This is a genomic window from Clostridium sp., assembly GCF_036643715.1.
Taxonomy (GTDB): Bacteria; Bacillota; Clostridia; order Clostridiales; family Clostridiaceae; genus Clostridium.
In genome coordinates this window covers 38,107-53,706 of the sequence record NZ_JAVXRL010000003.1, presented here as the reverse complement: position 1 = coordinate 53,706, position 15,600 = coordinate 38,107, and the positions used below count along the sequence as shown (strand labels likewise).

The window sequence follows — 15,600 nt, the reverse complement described above, 5'->3', positions numbered from 1 at the left end:
AATATCCTCCTAAAATATGAGCTTTACTCTTTTACAGCTCCTGCAACTAATCCTTTAGAAACAAATTTTTGTATTGATACAAATAGTATTGCAAGTGGAATTGTTGCCATAACTGATGCTGCTGCATAAGCTGTCCAGTTAGTTGATACTCCTCCGTCCATGAAACTCTTAAGTCCTATTACTAATGTTTTAAGACCAGCGTCTTTAAGTAATGCTGCTGAAAGAATGTACTCTCCAAATGTTCCAATGAATGAAAAGAAGAATATAACTACAAGCATTGGTTTACATAATGGGAATATTATTTTTCTAAATATTTGACCATGTGTTGCTCCATCTACTAGAGCTGATTCATCAAGCTCTTTTGGTAATCCATCAATGAATCCTTTCATAAGCCATATATTATATGCACTAGCACCACACATTACTAATATTAAGAACCAATGGTTATCCATTCCGTTTAACTTATAGGCAACTGATAATATTGCAGGTAATGCCATTGAAGCTGGGAACATTTGTAGTATTAAAAGTGACATAAGTCCATACTTCTTACCGCTAAATCTTAATCTACTGAAAGTATAAGCTGATGGTAGTGTCATAGCAACTTGTGCTAAAGCTACAAACAGACATATTTTAAATGAATTTCCTACCCATAATAAGAAATCTGTTTCTTTTAAAACATATAAGTAATTATCAAAAGTTACTTCTGTCGGTATTAACTCTTTTTGTATAAAACTTGATCCTGTTGAAAGTGATGCTGTAACAATTGCAAGTACCGGGAATAATATTATAGCTATACTAATCCATATAAATATCCTACTTAGCCAAAGTGTTACTTTTTCTGGTTTTGTTAATATCTTTTTATGTTTATACTTCTTCTTTTTAAAATCCATCACATTACTCCCCCTTAAATTGGCCTGAAGCTCTCATTTGGAAAAATGCTATTGTTCCAACTATTAAAAATAGTATTATAGAAAGCGCCGCCCCTAAATCAAATCTTCCAAACTGAGTTGTCATCTTATATGCTGCTGAACCAAGTACATCAGTGTACCCTGCAAATGGTGAGTCTGGTCTAACTGGTCCACCACCTAATAAAAGGAAGGCTGCCGTAAAGCTACCAAAGTTAAATGACCATGATCCTATAAGAAGTGGAAATGCTGTATTTGCAAGTGATGGTAATGTTATTTTAAAGAATTTTTGGAATACTGAAGCTCCATCAATACTTGCTGCCTCATAATAAGTTTCTGGAATTGCAGCTAATGCTCCTATACATACATTCATCATGTATGGGAATCCAAGCCATATACTTATTGCAAGTACTGCAAGTCTTGCTGGCCCTGCCTCTGTAAGCCACATTATAGGTTCTGTTATTAAATTAAAGTTCATTAATAAACTATTTATTGCTCCATATTCACTATTTAAAAGTCCTGTAAATGAAATTGTTACTATAGCTGCTGGAAGTGCCCATGGTATTACTAAGAATCCTTTATAAATTGCTGATTCTTTCATATTTTTATTTGATAAAACTAAAGCATATATAAGACCTACTATAAATCCACCTAACGTAATTACTGTTGCAGAAATTATAGTCCATATAAATACTGGAATGAATACTTCTTTAAGTGGTCCAAATAAAACATCTTTAAAGTTCTTTAAACCTACGAAGCTAAAACCTTTATTTATTGTCTTTATATTATAGTTTGTAAAAGCTATTATTATTGTACATACTATAGGAAAAACTGTTAGTATAAGCATACTTGTCAGTGTTGGTGCAGTGAATTTTAAAGCTCTTAAGTTATCTTTTCCTGTTGCTTTTTTCTTACTCATAATTCTCCTCCCTTAAATGAGAATGGAGAGCTAATAGCCCTCCACCTTCCTTACTCTCAATAGTTACTTATTGTTGTGTTTCTATACCCTTTTTAATTGCTTCCATCATATCTTTTGCAACTTTTTCTGCATCTTCACCTTTATATAATCTTGGAATTTGTGATGTTCCATTCCATATTGCTTGCATTTCTAAAATGTTTGGCATTGGAATTGAAACTTTTGATTGTTCAACAAATCCTTCAAAGTACTTATTATCTTTAATAGCACTACTATTTAATACTTCTGTTAATACTGGTATTCTGTTACCAACCTTTAATAATTCTTCGCTCTTATTATCAACTAAGCTTTTTAAAAAGTCCCAAGCTAAGTCTTTGTTCTTTGATTTTGAACTAACAAAAGCAGTTTGAACTCCTAAGAAAGGCTTAAAAGTTTTTCCTTCTATTGTTGGAATTGGTACTACACCAAAGTTTAATCCAGCTTTTTCAAATTGCTCTATATCCCATGGTCCTGACATAAAGAATGTTGATTTTCCTTCTTTAAAGTTTGATGCTGCAATATCTCCTGTAACATCAGCTGGCATTAATTTATGCTTTGTAACTAATTCCTGTATAAATTTATATCCTTTAATAGCTCCTTCATTATCAAGACCTATATCTTTAGGATCTAAGTTACCTTGTTCTCCACCAAATAAATATCCCCCTAATGTTTGAACGAATCCTCCTGTAGTATAGAAGTTTCCTAAATCAATTTGGAATCCGTTTCCTGGCTTCTTAGCTATTTCAATTAACTCTTCCATTGTCTTTGGAGCTTCTTTAACTTTATCTTTATTATAGAAAAGTGCTATTGTTTCTTGAGCTAGTGGAACTGCATAATTCTTTCCGTCAAAAGCTGTTGCGTTCCAAACACTATCAGTTGCATATTTGCTTTTATCAAATTTATCTGCTGGTACTTCTTCAAGTAATCCAGCTTCATTAAATGTTGCTAAATTATCATGTGGCATACCGATATAAAGATCCGGCCCTTTACTTGAATTTGCAGCTTGTAAATATTCTTGGAATTCTGCATCATCATTTACTACTTTAACTGTATTTCCAGTCTTTTCACCCCACGCTTTAGCTTCATCTTCAATAGTTTTCATTTCTCCATCTTTTACTTTTGTCCATACTGTAATCTCTTGTCCACCCTTTGAAGATTCATTTGAACTTCCACATCCTACGAATAATGAACCTGTAACTAGAACTGCCATAATACTTGCGATAATTTTTTTCTTAACCATATAAATTCCCCTCCATATATAAATTAAAATATTGTTATTTGAGTTTCTTTATCAAAGACATGTATATCTTCTATATCAAAAGCAAATTGTATAGTTTGTCCACCGTCTAGCTCTACCCCACCCTTTGCTTTTATTGTTAAATTCTTTTCCCCAAGTTTTGTGTAAATATAAGATTCTGACCCTAAATTCTCTATAATATCAACTTTACTTTCAAAATTAATTAATCCAGTTTCCTTAAATCCAACTCTGTTATATATAATCTTTTCTGGTCTAATTCCTACTATTACTTCTTTATCTAAGTTATTAGCTTTTATACTTTTACTTATCTTCTCTTTAGATAACTCCATCTTCTTACCATCAATCTCAATATACCCTTTATCCCCTGAAACACTCATCTTTCCATATAAGAAGTTCATTTGTGGACTTCCTATGAATCCTGCTACAAACATATTTACAGGATTATTATATATTTCATTTGGTGTTGCAACTTGTTGTACTAACCCATCTTTCATAACAACAATTCTAGTCCCAAGTGTCATAGCTTCTGTTTGATCATGTGTTACATATATAAATGTTGTGTTTAATTCTTTATAAAGTTTTGAAATTTCTATTCTCATTTGAACTCTTAGTTTTGCATCAAGATTTGATAATGGCTCATCCATTAAGAAAACTTGTGGATTTCTAACAATAGCTCTACCCATAGCTACTCTTTGTCTTTGTCCTCCTGATAACGCTTTAGGCTTTCTATCTAGTAAATATTCTATATCAAGAATCTTAGCTGCATTTGTTACCTTTTCTTTTATCTCATCCTTAGGCATCTTTCTTAATTTAAGACCAAATGCCATATTATCAAAAACAGTCATATGAGGATATAACGCGTAATTTTGGAATACCATAGCTATATCTCTATCCTTTGGTGCAGTATCATTAACTAGCTTGTCCCCAATGTAAAGCTCACCCTTACTTATTTCTTCAAGTCCTGCAACCATTCTTAAAGTCGTTGATTTACCACATCCTGACGGCCCTACAAACACTATGAATTCTCTGTCTTTAATTTCTAAATCAAAATCTTTTACAGCCTCGAACCCATTCTCATATATTTTGTATAAGTTTTTAAAAACTAACCCTGCCATATTACCCCTCCTATTTTATTACCCTTTACTTCGGAAACCTTTCCAGTAATACTAAAAATAAATTCTCATAATTAACTTTCATCAATACTATTCGGAAACCTTTCCAATAAGGCTAAAAAATAAAGTGTTTACAATACCCATATTAAAACCTGTATTGGAATCAGTTCCAAAAAATATAAAATTTGAAAATTTATTAAATTTCAAGGAAACGTTTTCCTTATGAACTTATTCTATCATCATATTTTCCATATTTCAATAGTTTTTGTAAATTTTATCAAATATTTGTTAACTTTTTATTCTTTTGTTAATTACTAGTTAATATTTAATTCAATTCTCATAGTTTTTTTGTAAGAGAGAATATATTAAACTCTCTCTTACTTTATTTAAGCAAATGACTTCCCCTTCCACTTTCCTCTTCTCCATCTAAAGAAAACTAATATTCCTCTAAACCATTCATCTATAGTAAATCCAATCCATATTCCAGCAAGTCCAAGACCCATCTTTATTCCTAATATATACGCCGCTCCAACTCCAAAGGTCCACATAGAAAAAATACCTATATATACTGGAAATCTTACATCACCTGTTGCTCTTAATGCATTGATTCCAACAATATTTAATGTTCTTCCTACTTCTAGAAAAACATCTATAATTAATATTGTTGCTCCTATACTAATTATATCCTTATTTTCAGTCATAAATCCAAATATAGTCCTTCCAAATACCGCAATAGATACACTAACTATTATTGCTATTATAATTGCTCTCTTTAAACAATATAAAAATAATTTATATGCATTTTTCTCATCCTTATCTCCAATTAATTGCCCTATTAATATACTTCCACCTTGTCCTACAGCTACTGCAAACACGAAGGCGAAACTAGCTATTGTATTGACATAACTTTTAGCTGCCATACTATCAATACTTATCATATTTATAAAACTTGTAACCATAAGTTGTGATAAATTATATGATACTTGTTCTGCTGCTGTTGGTATTCCTATTTTAAATATATTATTTAAATGTATCTTTGGAAATGGTCTAAAATGTGATAGTTTAAATTTTCTAAATATAAGCTTCCAAACACTCCTTGCTAATATAACCATTCCAAGTATCCTACTTAAAGTTGTTGCAATTGCAGCTCCTTTTACTCCAAGTTCAGGAGCACCAAAGTTACCAAATATAAAAATATAATTTAAAATTACATTTGATATATTCATTATTAATGTTACATTCATACATATTTTAGTTAATGAATTTGATCTAAGTATTGCAGTGAACGTCATAAGTATTGCTTGAATAAATAGAAATCCTCCAACTATTTGCATATACTCTGTTCCAAGTTCTATAAGTTCTGGCGCACTTTTTAAAAGTCTTAAAAGTGTTGAACCTCCAAAGACCATAACGGCACTTATTATTAATCCAAGTATTCCATTAACTCCAACAGATATTCCACATAACTCTATTATATTTTTCTCATCAGACTTAGCTCCAATATATTGTGCTAGTAATATTGATGTTCCTGCAGTTATTACTCCAAACATTATATTAACAAGCCATATTAATTGATTTGCAATTCCTACTGCTGCAACTGCATTATCTGAATATCTCCCAAGCATTAAAGTATCAATTCCACCTAGGAGAGAGAATAAAAGTGTCTCTACAAATAATGGCCAAGTAATTTTTTTTAGCTCTTTAATAAGATACTGCTCTTTTTTTACTATTTCCATGAAATTTACTACTCCTTATGTAATTGATTTCCTTTCCAATATATAGTATTATACTGTTAAATTATCGCTTATTCTTGTATATAACTGCTTATTAATATAACAATTTTGCTTTTAGGAGGTTTTATGGAAAGATTTGATTACTTAACACTTAAAGAAAATGTTTCTCATGGAAATTTTGAGATTCCTATGAATATTTATACTGGAATTTTATCTACTAGTTCTTACTCCTGCCTTCATTGGCATAATGAAATGGAACTAATATATATATCTTCAGGTAATGGTATACTCCATTTAGATTTGAAAGACTACCCTATTAATTCAGGTGATATTTTATTAATTCCTAAAGGTTCACTCCACTATATGTCTAAAAAAACTTCTGGAACTTTGGAATATACAGCTATTGTATTTGATTTAGAAATGTTTACTTCATCTAATTTAGATTTTTGTACTATTAACTTCATTCATCCTTTAATAAATAAAGAACTTATGATAACACCAATAATTAGAACTACTGATTTATCATATAATATTATTCTTCAATATATATTAGATATTTGTCATTCTTTTTCATGTAAAGACTTTGCTTTTCAGCTCAGTATAAAAGGAGCTTTTCTATCTCTATTTTCTATACTATTTACTTGTAAGTACATAGTATTAGATATGAATAATTTAAGTAAAAATAATACTAGACTTGATAAAATAAAGGCTGTAATTAATTATATAAATGAAAATTATTATCATGTGATTACAGTAAGTGATCTCTGTAATATAGCCGGATATAGCGAATACCACTTTTTAAGATTTTTTAAAGATCAGACTGGTAAAACTTGTACTCAATTTATAAATACACTTAGAATAAATAAGTCACTTAACCTATTAGTAACAACAAATTTATCAATTACTGAAATTACATATGATGTTGGCTTTAATGATGTTTCTTACTTTATCAAAACATTTAAAAAGTATTTAGATAAATCTCCTACATCCTACAGAAAAGAGATTAAAAGTAATTAAAGGTGATATTAAAATATCACCTTTAATTACTTTTATAATACTTTAGATAAGAAATCTATAGTTCTTTGATTTTTAGGATTATCGAATATTTCATCAGGAGTTCCGCTCTCCATTATTATTCCTTCATCCATAAATAAAACTCTATCGCTAACTTCTCTTGCAAATCCCATTTCGTGAGTAACTATTACCATTGTCATTCCTTCATTAGCTAATGACTTCATAACACTTAAAACCTCTCCAACCATTTCTGGATCAAGAGCTGATGTTGGTTCATCAAATAGCATTACATCTGGCTCCATAGCTAAAGCTCTAGCTATTGCTATTCTTTGTTTCTGACCTCCTGATAATGAGTTTGGATAAGCATCCATCTTGTCTACTAATCCAACCATGTTAAGTAATTGAACAGCTTTATCTTTAGCTTCTTCCTTTGATATACCTTTTACTTTAATTGGTGCTAACCTTAAGTTCTCTAACACTGTTTTATGTGGGAAAAGATTAAATTGTTGAAATACCATTCCCATCTTTTCTCTTATTTTATTTATGTTCTCTTTCTTATCAGTAATATTTTTACCTTCAAAAGTTATCTCCCCATCAGTTGGAATCTCAAGTAGATTTAAGCATCTTAAAAAAGTACTTTTTCCTGATCCTGAAGGTCCTATTACAACAACAACCTCCCCCTTTTTTATATGCTCATCAATACCTTTTAATACTTCATTTTTACCAAATGACTTGTGTAAATTATTAACGTGAATCACCTTGTTTCATCCTCCCTTCTAAATATGATATAAGACGCCCTAGTGAAAATGTCATAACAAAATAAAATGCTGCAATAACTATATATGGTTCAAAAGGTAAATATACAGCTCCCTTTACGATATCAGCGCTAAACATAAGTTCAGATACACCTATAAATGATGCCATTGATGATTCCTTTATTATTGTTACAAATTCATTCCCTACTGCTGGTAATATATTTTTTATGGCTTGTGGTACTATTACCATTTTCATTGCTTGAAAATTAGTCATTCCAAGACTTCTTGCAGCTTCCATTTGTCCTTTATCTACTGCATTTATTCCAGCTCTTATTATTTCTGAAACATAAGCTGCTGAATTTAATGATACAGCAACTACTGCAGCTGTAAGTGGTGAAAAATCTATTCCTAAGAATAATGCTGACCCTGCATACACCATTAATATTTGTAATACCATTGGTGTTCCTCTTATTATCTCTATGTATACTGTTGCGATAATCGATAATGGTTTAAACTTACCTATACCTAACTTTGAGTTCTTCATGAAATATAAAACGGAACCAAACAACGTCCCGAATATTACTGCTATTAAAGAAATGACTAATGTCATTTTAGCTCCCTCTAGAAAAACTGGTAAGTATTCTGGTAAGAAGCTAAAATCAAATTTATATCCCATTTTATATGCCCCCTTTTCTTTGGATGCTTGGACTAATTACTCTTAGCCCAGGCATCATTTCACTTATTTTATTTGCTATAATTCTTTTATACATAATTGTTGATAAATATCTACTTCTCTTTTACTTGCTTAGATGACAATTCATTTGCTTCAACGATGAATTTATCTAAATCTCCATTATCTTTAAGTTTCTTTATTGTTTTATTAACTTCAGCTAATAATTCCTTATCACCTTTTTTAACTGCAACTGAATTTCCACCTGATTTATCTGTAAATTCAATTGGACATAAAGTAAGTTCGCTATTGTTCTTAATAGCCATTTCCCCAACTGGCTTTTCAGTAACTAAAGCATTTATTTTTCCAGCCTTAAGTTCTAATATTAAATTATTTACATTAGATAATAATGTCGGATTCTCAGCTTTTATTTCTTCTTTAGTTATATCAGCTTGAGTTGATCCCATTTGAGCCCCAATTTTTGCTCCTTTTAAATCTTCTACAGTCTTATATTTATCAACATCTTTTTTATTTACTAAAACACCGTGTTGTGCTGTATAGTAAATATCTGAGAAGTCTACTATCTTTTCTCTTTCCTTATCTGGATTCATTCCTGATATAATCATGTCAATTTGATTTGCTGGTATTGCTCCAAGTAATGAATCAAATTTCATATCTTTTATTGTAAGTTTTACTCCTAAGTCTTTAGCAATTTCTTCAGCAAGTTTCACATCAAAACCTACAATTGTATCTTTTCCATCTATCATTGCATGGAATTCATAAGGTGCATAATCAGCACTTAATCCAACAACAAGTTCTCCTTTATCCTTAATTGCTTGTACTGTTGTTTTCTTTTCTGTATCCCCATCACCTTTATCTTCTTTGTTTCCACATGCTACTATGCTAAATGTCATAGCTAATGCTAGACATGATGCAAGCACCTTTTTTAACAATCCTTTTTTCATTTTAAAAGCCCCCTTTTTATTTAAATACCATTATTTTTCCTTTTCTTAACTTATTAATATTATACAATATTAATTTATAATTATGCAAGTATTTTTTAATATATTTTTATATTTATGCATTTTTACTTATTTTTTAACACTTTATATACATTATTATGTATATCCATAATTTTCAATTACTCTTTATTAATATGGACTCAATCACCAAATATTACAGTTTTTTATATAATGTATTATTGAATTTATTAATTTATATAAGGGGCGTGATACCTTGATTAAATCAAAAAATCGTCATATGTTTCTAGGGGGAAATACTTCAGAAGGTTTCTATTCTCATTTCAAATATATACTTTCCCAAGAAGATGCAAATAAAATAATATGCTTAAAAGGTGGTCCTGGAACTGGTAAATCTTCTTTAATGAAAAAGCTTGCATTTTACTTTGCAACTAATTCTTATACAGTTGAAGAATTTCACTGTTCCTCTGATGATCAATCACTTGATGGAATTTTAGTTAAAGAGCTAAAAGTAGCTATAATGGACGGAACGGCTCCTCACGTAATTGACCCACAGACTCCAGGTGCTGTTGATAAAATTATAGATTTAGCAAAAGCTTTAGATGTTAAAGCAATTACCCCACATAAAAAAGAAATATTAGCCGTATCTAAAGATGTAAGTACAGCATTTCAAAGGGCATATATATTCTTTAACAGTGCAAGTAAAGTTTACTTAGATTGGCGTAAAATAAATAATTCATGCATCGATAGAGATCTTCTTCTTAATATTGAAAATACTTTAAAAGGAGCAATTATTCCAAATACATTTACAGGTCATGTTGGAACTGAAAGACACTTATTCTCTACAGCTTTTACACCTAATGGTATTGTATCTTTTGGTGACCATTTATCCACATTTACTACTAATAACTTTGTACTTAAGGGAGAACCTGGACTTTGTAAAAGTTACCTTCTTAAATCTATTGCGAAGTCTGCTATAGATCATGGCTTGAATGTTGAGTACTTCCATTGTCCATTACTTCCTGAAGAAGTTGAGCACATTATTATCCCTGAGGCAAAAATAGGTGTATTTACTGAAAATGAAATATCAAAGCTTAAAATTACTGGAACTTCTTTTGATTTAAATTCAATATGTATTAAAAATAAAATTGATGCTATTAAAGATGAAGTAGAATTTGATAAATGCGAATTTGATATATTATTAAACAAAGGATTATCTCTTATTACTGAAGCTAAGCTTCTACATGATAAACTAGAAAAATTTTATGTTTCTAATATGGATTTCAATGTTGTTAATGGAATTTATGACGATATAATAAAAGAATTTGAATCGTATAAATAATTCTATTATTATAAAATCAACAATTTAGTATAAAAGAATCAAATGTAAAGAGCGTCTTATAAAGTATAAAGACGCTCTTTAAGTATGAAATATTTACCATGTCATATTTTCACTTTATTCTCTAAATTTATGTTATAATTAAAAAAAATTAAAGAAAAAGGGGGGCCTTCTATGAATATAACACTTGGTTATTCACTTGGAATTCTAGCTTCTATTATAATGTTATTAAACTGCTTTTTATCAAGTAATCTAATTTTTATATTCTTGACACACCATGAAACGGATCTTTTAGTAGTTTCAAGTTCTATAATTATTTGCATTATAATTATCTTTCTAATCACTGCATCTAAAATGAATTCTTTATTAAGCCTATTTTTATATCAGATATTAATCGTTTGTCTTATATTTGTACCTAAAGGATTGTTACATTTTTTTAATAATCAAAATTTACATGATTCATATTTTGATTCAATTTTAGAAATATTCTCTGTACCTGTACAACGATTTTATTACATACCTTCATTTATATTATTCACCCTCTCTTTAATTTGTTTTACATATTCTTTTTATAAAGAAAAAAACTCAACAACTAACAATATTGAAGGCATATAACATATTAAATAAAAGAGGATATATCAAACTAACTTAAATAAGTTATTAGATATATCCTCTTTTATTTAAAAATATTCTATTTTATATTTTTTGTTTTAATTACTGATAATCTGTGAAGCGCTCTTGTGCACATAATATAATTAACTAAGTCTGGTGTATTTTCTTCATTTTCTAATATTATTACACCATCAAATTCTAACCCTTTTGCATAATATGCTGGGATAAGAACCTTTCCTCCATTATATATAATATCGTTTCTATCAAATGTAAGAATTTTAACTTTTTCTTTTAATCTGTGAGAAACTTCTTTAAGCTCTTCTTTGTTTTTAGTAATAACTGCTATACTTTCAAGACCTTCATCTTCATAATCTTCTATTATTGAAGCAATTGTCTCTATTGTATCTTCTATGCTTTCTGTTTCTTCTTCAAGAACTTTTTCACCATTTCTTACAAGAGGAATTATCTTATCTTCTTTTAAGAACTGACTTGCATATTCCATTATTTCTTGAGTTGATCTGTAACTCTTATTTAGGAAGAATTCCATAATTCTTGATTCATCAAAGACATCTTTTAAATTAGTCATTGCAGGAGCTTCATCAGTTTCAATAAGTCTTTGATTACTATCACCTACTATTGTATAACTAGTACATCCTGTTAACTCTTTAATTACTTCAAATTGCATGTAATTATAATCTTGTGCTTCATCTATTACAACGTGCTTGTATTCTTTAGTACACTTTTTACCGTTTAACTTAATCATTAAGTACAAAATACCTGCAAGATCCATGAATCCTAAGTCATTTGTATTTGTTATCTTCTTATATATATCTACTATATCTTCGTGAATTAACCAGCTCTTTAAAGCATCTCTAGAATTCATTACTTCTCTTACGATTTCCCTAATTTGAAGTCTTCTTTGATACTCTAAATTGTTCTTTTCAAATACAAGATCTTCTTCTTTTATAGTCTTTATCTTTTCTTCTATTTCACTATTAAGATTACGAACTTTCTCGTCTCTCTTATCTTTTATTTTAGAAGTAAGTATTCTCTTTATCTTTTCACTTCTTCTAAATAAAGGCATATATCTATAATGTTTATTAAATAATTCTTCTATTTCCTTAGCTGAAACAATTTCTTCACCATCAAACATAACTGGTTCTATATTGAAATATTTTTCGTCCATTTCTTTTACTTTTTCATCTAACTTAAGAGCGAATTTCTTAGAACTTTTATCCTTATAATCTGAAAGAGCTTTCTCATTATTGTTCATAGCTTTTTCTATATAATAAGCAAATTCAGTAAAGTTTTCTTCTAATCCTATTTCACTTTTAGCAAAAGCTTCAAATGTCATATTATCTATTCCATCTTCTCCAAGTGATGGAAGAACACCATTTATATAATCCATAAATATATCATTTGGTCCAAGTATAAGAACTTTATCTCCAAACTGTTTTCTAAAATTATATAAAAGATATGAAACTCTATGAAGAGCTATTGTTGTCTTTCCTGATCCTGCTACACCATTTACAACAACTATCTTATCTTTTGGCGCTCTTATAATTTCATCTTGTTCTTCTTGTATTGTCATTACAATATCTTTAAGTTTATCTGAAGAATTAGTAGTTAAAACCATTTGAAGTATATCATCTTTAACATCTACTGCAGAATCAAATACACCTTTAAGCTCACCTTTTTTAACTATAAGTTGTCTTCTTGCTAATATGTCTGTCTCAATTTCTCCAGCTGGTGATTCATAAGAAGATTTTCCTAAAGTTCCTTTATAAAAAAGTGATGCAATAGGAGCACGCCAGTCAATAACCACTGGCTCAAAGCTACCTTCTTTAGTTAGTCCAAATCTTCCTACATATATTTCTTCAGCTGTTCTATCATCCTCTTCAAGAAAAGATACCTTACCGAAGTAAGGTGAGTCTTTTAATATTGTGTATTCTTTAAGTTTTCTATCAATACTCTTATATGCTTCTTCTTTTACGTAAGCTTCATGGTCAAAGTATTCAGAAACCTTATCTTCATCATCTCTATATTCTTCTATAACCTTTTTTCTATAATCTATAATATATTGTGTAATATATTTTCTTTTATCTATATAATTTAATATTTCTTCATTTAACAAACTAAGTGTTTGCTCTAAGTTTTTTTCTTCCATTAAGAAATCTAGGTTATTACTCACTATATTTTCAATCTCCTTTGATATTATATTTCTTCCTTATCTTCTGAAGATCTAACTTCCTCTTTAGTATTGCCATCTTCTTCATCTTTTAATTTATGAAGATCTTCTTCATCAACTACAGTTTCTAAAAAGGCTTCATCAGTCTTTTTTCCTTCTGCAATAAGAATTTCTTCTTTTTTTCTTTCATTTTTGCTTTCTTCAATTATTCTAGCTTCTCTTCTCTCAGCTTCTTTTCTCGCTTCTTCAGCTTCTCTTTTAGCTTTTATTTCTGGATACTTTTCATAAACTATTTCCATGAACTCATCACCAAAAATTGTTTCTTTATCAAGAAGAATATTTGAGATTTTATCAAGTAAATCTCTATTATCTTTTAATAATTTTCTAGCTTTCTTATGAGCTTCTCTTATAATCTTTAATACTTCTTGATCTATTAGTGTTGAAGTTTCTTCACTACAATTTCTAACCGCTCTACCATCTAAATATCTATTTTGAATAGATTCAAGTGCCATCATATCAAATGTATCTGTCATACCATATACAGTTACCATACTTCTAGCACTTTGAGTAGCTCTTTCAATATCGTTTGAAGCTCCTGTTGATACTAAGTTAAATACTTCTTCTTCAGCAGCTCTTCCACCAAGCATAACAGTTATTTGGTTTAATAACTCTTCTCTAGAAATTAAGTATTTTTCTTCTTCTGGTAATTGCATTGTATATCCTAAAGCACCCATAGTTCTTGGTACTATTGTAATCTTATGAACTGGATCTCCATCTGAAAGTGCTGCAACAAGTGCATGCCCAACTTCATGGAATGCAACTGCTTTCTTTTCTTTAGGTGATAAAATTCTATCTTTCTTTTCTTTTCCGGCTATTATATCTTCAACAGCTTCTCTTAAGTCATCTTGGATAACTTCTTTTCTACCTTCTCTTACTGCTCTAAGTGCTGCTTCATTTACTATATTTGCAAGGTCAGCTCCAACAGCTCCTGGAGTACTCTTTGCAATTTCTACTAAGTCTACATCATCAGCAAGCTTAATATCTTTTGCATGAACTTTAAGTATAGCTTCCCTTCCTGGGAAATCAGGTCTATCAACTATTACTCTTCTATCAAATCTACCTGGTCTTAAAAGTGCTTTATCTAATATTTCTGGTCTATTTGTAGCTGCAAGTATTACTATACCTTTTGATGAATCGAATCCATCCATTTCTGAAAGTAATTGATTTAATGTTTGTTCTCTTTCATCATTACTTTGCATTTGGTTATCTCTACTCTTACCTACAGCATCAATTTCATCTATGAAAATAATACAAGGTGCTTTTTCTTGTGCATCTTTAAATAACTCTCTAACTCTTTTAGCTCCGGCACCAACGAACATTTCAACGAAACTTGATCCAGATATTGAGAAGAATGGTACTTTCGCTTCTCCTGCAACAGCTTTTGCAAGTAATGTTTTACCTGTTCCTGGAGGTCCTACTAAAAGAACACCCTTTGGAAGCTTAGCTCCTATTTCTGTATATTTACTTGGATCATTTAAGAAATCTATAACTTCTTCTAATGATTCTTTTGCTTCTTCTTGACCTGCAACATCTTTAAATGTTACTCCTATTTCATCTTCTAAGTAAACTTTAGCGTTATTTTTACCCATTGACATCATACCGCCGCCCATTTTTCCTGACATCTTAGAGAATAAGAATTTCCACATAATAAAGAAGAATATTATAGGTAATCCATATATTAATAAGAAATCAAAAATTGGTGACTGCTTAGGATTTTGACCAGTAACATCAATACCAGCTGCATTTAATTCTTTAAGTAAATCATCATTTTTTATATTTACAGTATATAAAGTTTTTCCTTTATATTCACTACTATCGCTAGGAGTGATAAGTAAATTGTCACTTGTTATTATAACTTTAGAAATCTGTTTATCCTTAACCATTTGTTGGAACTCAGTGTAACTAACTTCCTTATTCATTGACGTTTCTCTTACATAATTAAAAGACATTATTATAACTAGTGCTATTATAAAATATATAATCCCACTTTTATTTCTTTTTTTGTTTTGCTGTTCCATT

13 protein-coding genes are annotated in these 15,600 nt (G+C 29.7%); 2 read left to right on the top strand and 11 right to left on the bottom strand.

The genetic code is table 11. From position 1 onward, the window contains the following. Nucleotides 1-23: 23 nt before the first annotated feature. The 5 genes from RSF37_RS01840 to RSF37_RS01820 all read right to left on the bottom strand — a co-directional run bounded on the left by RSF37_RS01840 (nt 24) and on the right by RSF37_RS01820 (nt 5,966). Nucleotides 24-890 (bottom strand): sugar ABC transporter permease, encoded by an 867-nt coding sequence (locus RSF37_RS01840; protein WP_332562740.1) that lies wholly within the window; start codon nt 888-890, stop codon nt 24-26. Nucleotides 891-894: 4 nt separating this feature from the next. Further along, a complete protein-coding gene (locus RSF37_RS01835) occupies nt 895-1,824 on the bottom strand; it encodes a carbohydrate ABC transporter permease (RefSeq protein ID WP_332562673.1) in 930 nt (309 codons plus the stop codon). Between the two features lie 67 nt (nt 1,825-1,891). Then, nucleotides 1,892-3,100: a sugar ABC transporter substrate-binding protein gene (locus RSF37_RS01830; RefSeq protein WP_332562672.1), complete on the bottom strand. Its 1,209-nt coding sequence runs from the start codon at nt 3,098-3,100 to the stop codon at nt 1,892-1,894. 23 nt (nt 3,101-3,123) lie between these two features. Further along, on the bottom strand, nt 3,124-4,233 hold the full coding sequence (locus tag RSF37_RS01825; protein ID WP_332562671.1) for an ABC transporter ATP-binding protein: 1,110 nt from the start codon (nt 4,231-4,233) through the stop codon (nt 3,124-3,126). 383 nt (nt 4,234-4,616) lie between these two features. Then, entirely contained in the window at nt 4,617-5,966 is a 1,350-nt protein-coding gene (locus tag RSF37_RS01820) for an MATE family efflux transporter (RefSeq protein ID WP_332562670.1), read from the bottom strand. Nucleotides 5,967-6,089: 123 nt separating this feature from the next. On the opposite strand from RSF37_RS01820, the gene RSF37_RS01815 reads away from it, so the two are divergent. After that, nucleotides 6,090-6,980 carry an AraC family transcriptional regulator gene (locus RSF37_RS01815; RefSeq protein WP_332562669.1) on the top strand — a complete coding sequence of 297 codons (891 nt, stop codon included), beginning with the start codon at nt 6,090-6,092 and terminating at the stop codon, nt 6,978-6,980. A gap of 32 nt (nt 6,981-7,012) precedes the next feature. Here the strand turns inward: RSF37_RS01815 and RSF37_RS01810 are convergent, their stop codons facing one another. The 3 genes from RSF37_RS01810 to RSF37_RS01800 all read right to left on the bottom strand — a co-directional run bounded on the left by RSF37_RS01810 (nt 7,013) and on the right by RSF37_RS01800 (nt 9,367). Next, nucleotides 7,013-7,735 carry an amino acid ABC transporter ATP-binding protein gene (locus RSF37_RS01810; RefSeq protein ID WP_332562668.1) on the bottom strand — a complete coding sequence of 241 codons (723 nt, stop codon included), beginning with the start codon at nt 7,733-7,735 and terminating at the stop codon, nt 7,013-7,015. Then, entirely contained in the window at nt 7,722-8,408 is a 687-nt protein-coding gene (locus RSF37_RS01805; protein ID WP_332562667.1) for an amino acid ABC transporter permease, read from the bottom strand. Before RSF37_RS01805 ends, RSF37_RS01810 begins: the two co-directional genes overlap by 14 nt. Nucleotides 8,409-8,518: 110 nt before the next feature. Then, complete coding sequence (locus RSF37_RS01800) at nt 8,519-9,367, bottom strand: transporter substrate-binding domain-containing protein (RefSeq protein ID WP_332562666.1); 849 nt, start codon at nt 9,365-9,367, stop codon at nt 8,519-8,521. A 271-nt stretch (nt 9,368-9,638) separates the two neighbouring features. Here RSF37_RS01800 and RSF37_RS01795 point away from each other — a divergent pair, with 271 nt between their 5' ends. Continuing rightward, the gene (locus tag RSF37_RS01795) at nt 9,639-10,724 is read left to right on the top strand and encodes an ATPase (protein WP_332562665.1); all 1,086 of its coding nucleotides are present in this window, start codon (nt 9,639-9,641) and stop codon (nt 10,722-10,724) included. 188 nt (nt 10,725-10,912) lie between these two features. On the opposite strand, the gene RSF37_RS01790 is transcribed toward RSF37_RS01795, so the two are convergent. The 3 genes from RSF37_RS01790 to ftsH all read right to left on the bottom strand — a co-directional run bounded on the left by RSF37_RS01790 (nt 10,913) and on the right by ftsH (nt 15,599). Beyond that, complete coding sequence (locus RSF37_RS01790) at nt 10,913-11,044, bottom strand: hypothetical protein (RefSeq protein WP_332562664.1); 132 nt, start codon at nt 11,042-11,044, stop codon at nt 10,913-10,915. Nucleotides 11,045-11,412: 368 nt separating this feature from the next. Then, nucleotides 11,413-13,524 (bottom strand): HelD family protein, encoded by a 2,112-nt coding sequence (locus tag RSF37_RS01785; protein ID WP_332562663.1) that lies wholly within the window; start codon nt 13,522-13,524, stop codon nt 11,413-11,415. 23 nt (nt 13,525-13,547) lie between these two features. After that, nucleotides 13,548-15,599, bottom strand: coding sequence for an ATP-dependent zinc metalloprotease FtsH (gene ftsH / locus RSF37_RS01780; RefSeq protein WP_332562662.1), 2,052 nt, complete (start codon nt 15,597-15,599; stop codon nt 13,548-13,550). Nucleotide 15,600: the final 1 nt, after the last annotated feature.

Excerpts from the sequence above, each read along its gene's own strand:
- RSF37_RS01840 (WP_332562740.1), bottom strand. The coding sequence starts at position 890 with ATGGATTTTAAAAAGAAGAAGTATAAACATAAAAAGATATTAACAAAA.
- RSF37_RS01835 (WP_332562673.1), bottom strand. The coding sequence starts at position 1,824 with ATGAGTAAGAAAAAAGCAACAGGAAAAGATAACTTAAGAGCTTTAAAA.
- RSF37_RS01830 (WP_332562672.1), bottom strand. The coding sequence starts at position 3,100 with ATGGTTAAGAAAAAAATTATCGCAAGTATTATGGCAGTTCTAGTTACA.
- RSF37_RS01825 (WP_332562671.1), bottom strand. The coding sequence starts at position 4,233 with ATGGCAGGGTTAGTTTTTAAAAACTTATACAAAATATATGAGAATGGG.
- RSF37_RS01820 (WP_332562670.1), bottom strand. The coding sequence starts at position 5,966 with ATGGAAATAGTAAAAAAAGAGCAGTATCTTATTAAAGAGCTAAAAAAA.
- RSF37_RS01815 (WP_332562669.1), top strand. The coding sequence starts at position 6,090 with ATGGAAAGATTTGATTACTTAACACTTAAAGAAAATGTTTCTCATGGA.
- RSF37_RS01805 (WP_332562667.1), bottom strand. The coding sequence starts at position 8,408 with ATGGGATATAAATTTGATTTTAGCTTCTTACCAGAATACTTACCAGTT.
- RSF37_RS01800 (WP_332562666.1), bottom strand. The coding sequence starts at position 9,367 with ATGAAAAAAGGATTGTTAAAAAAGGTGCTTGCATCATGTCTAGCATTA.
- RSF37_RS01790 (WP_332562664.1), bottom strand. The coding sequence starts at position 11,044 with ATGCAAATAATTATAGAACTTGAAACTACTAAAAGATCCGTTTCATGG.
- ftsH (WP_332562662.1), bottom strand. The coding sequence starts at position 15,599 with ATGGAACAGCAAAACAAAAAAAGAAATAAAAGTGGGATTATATATTTT.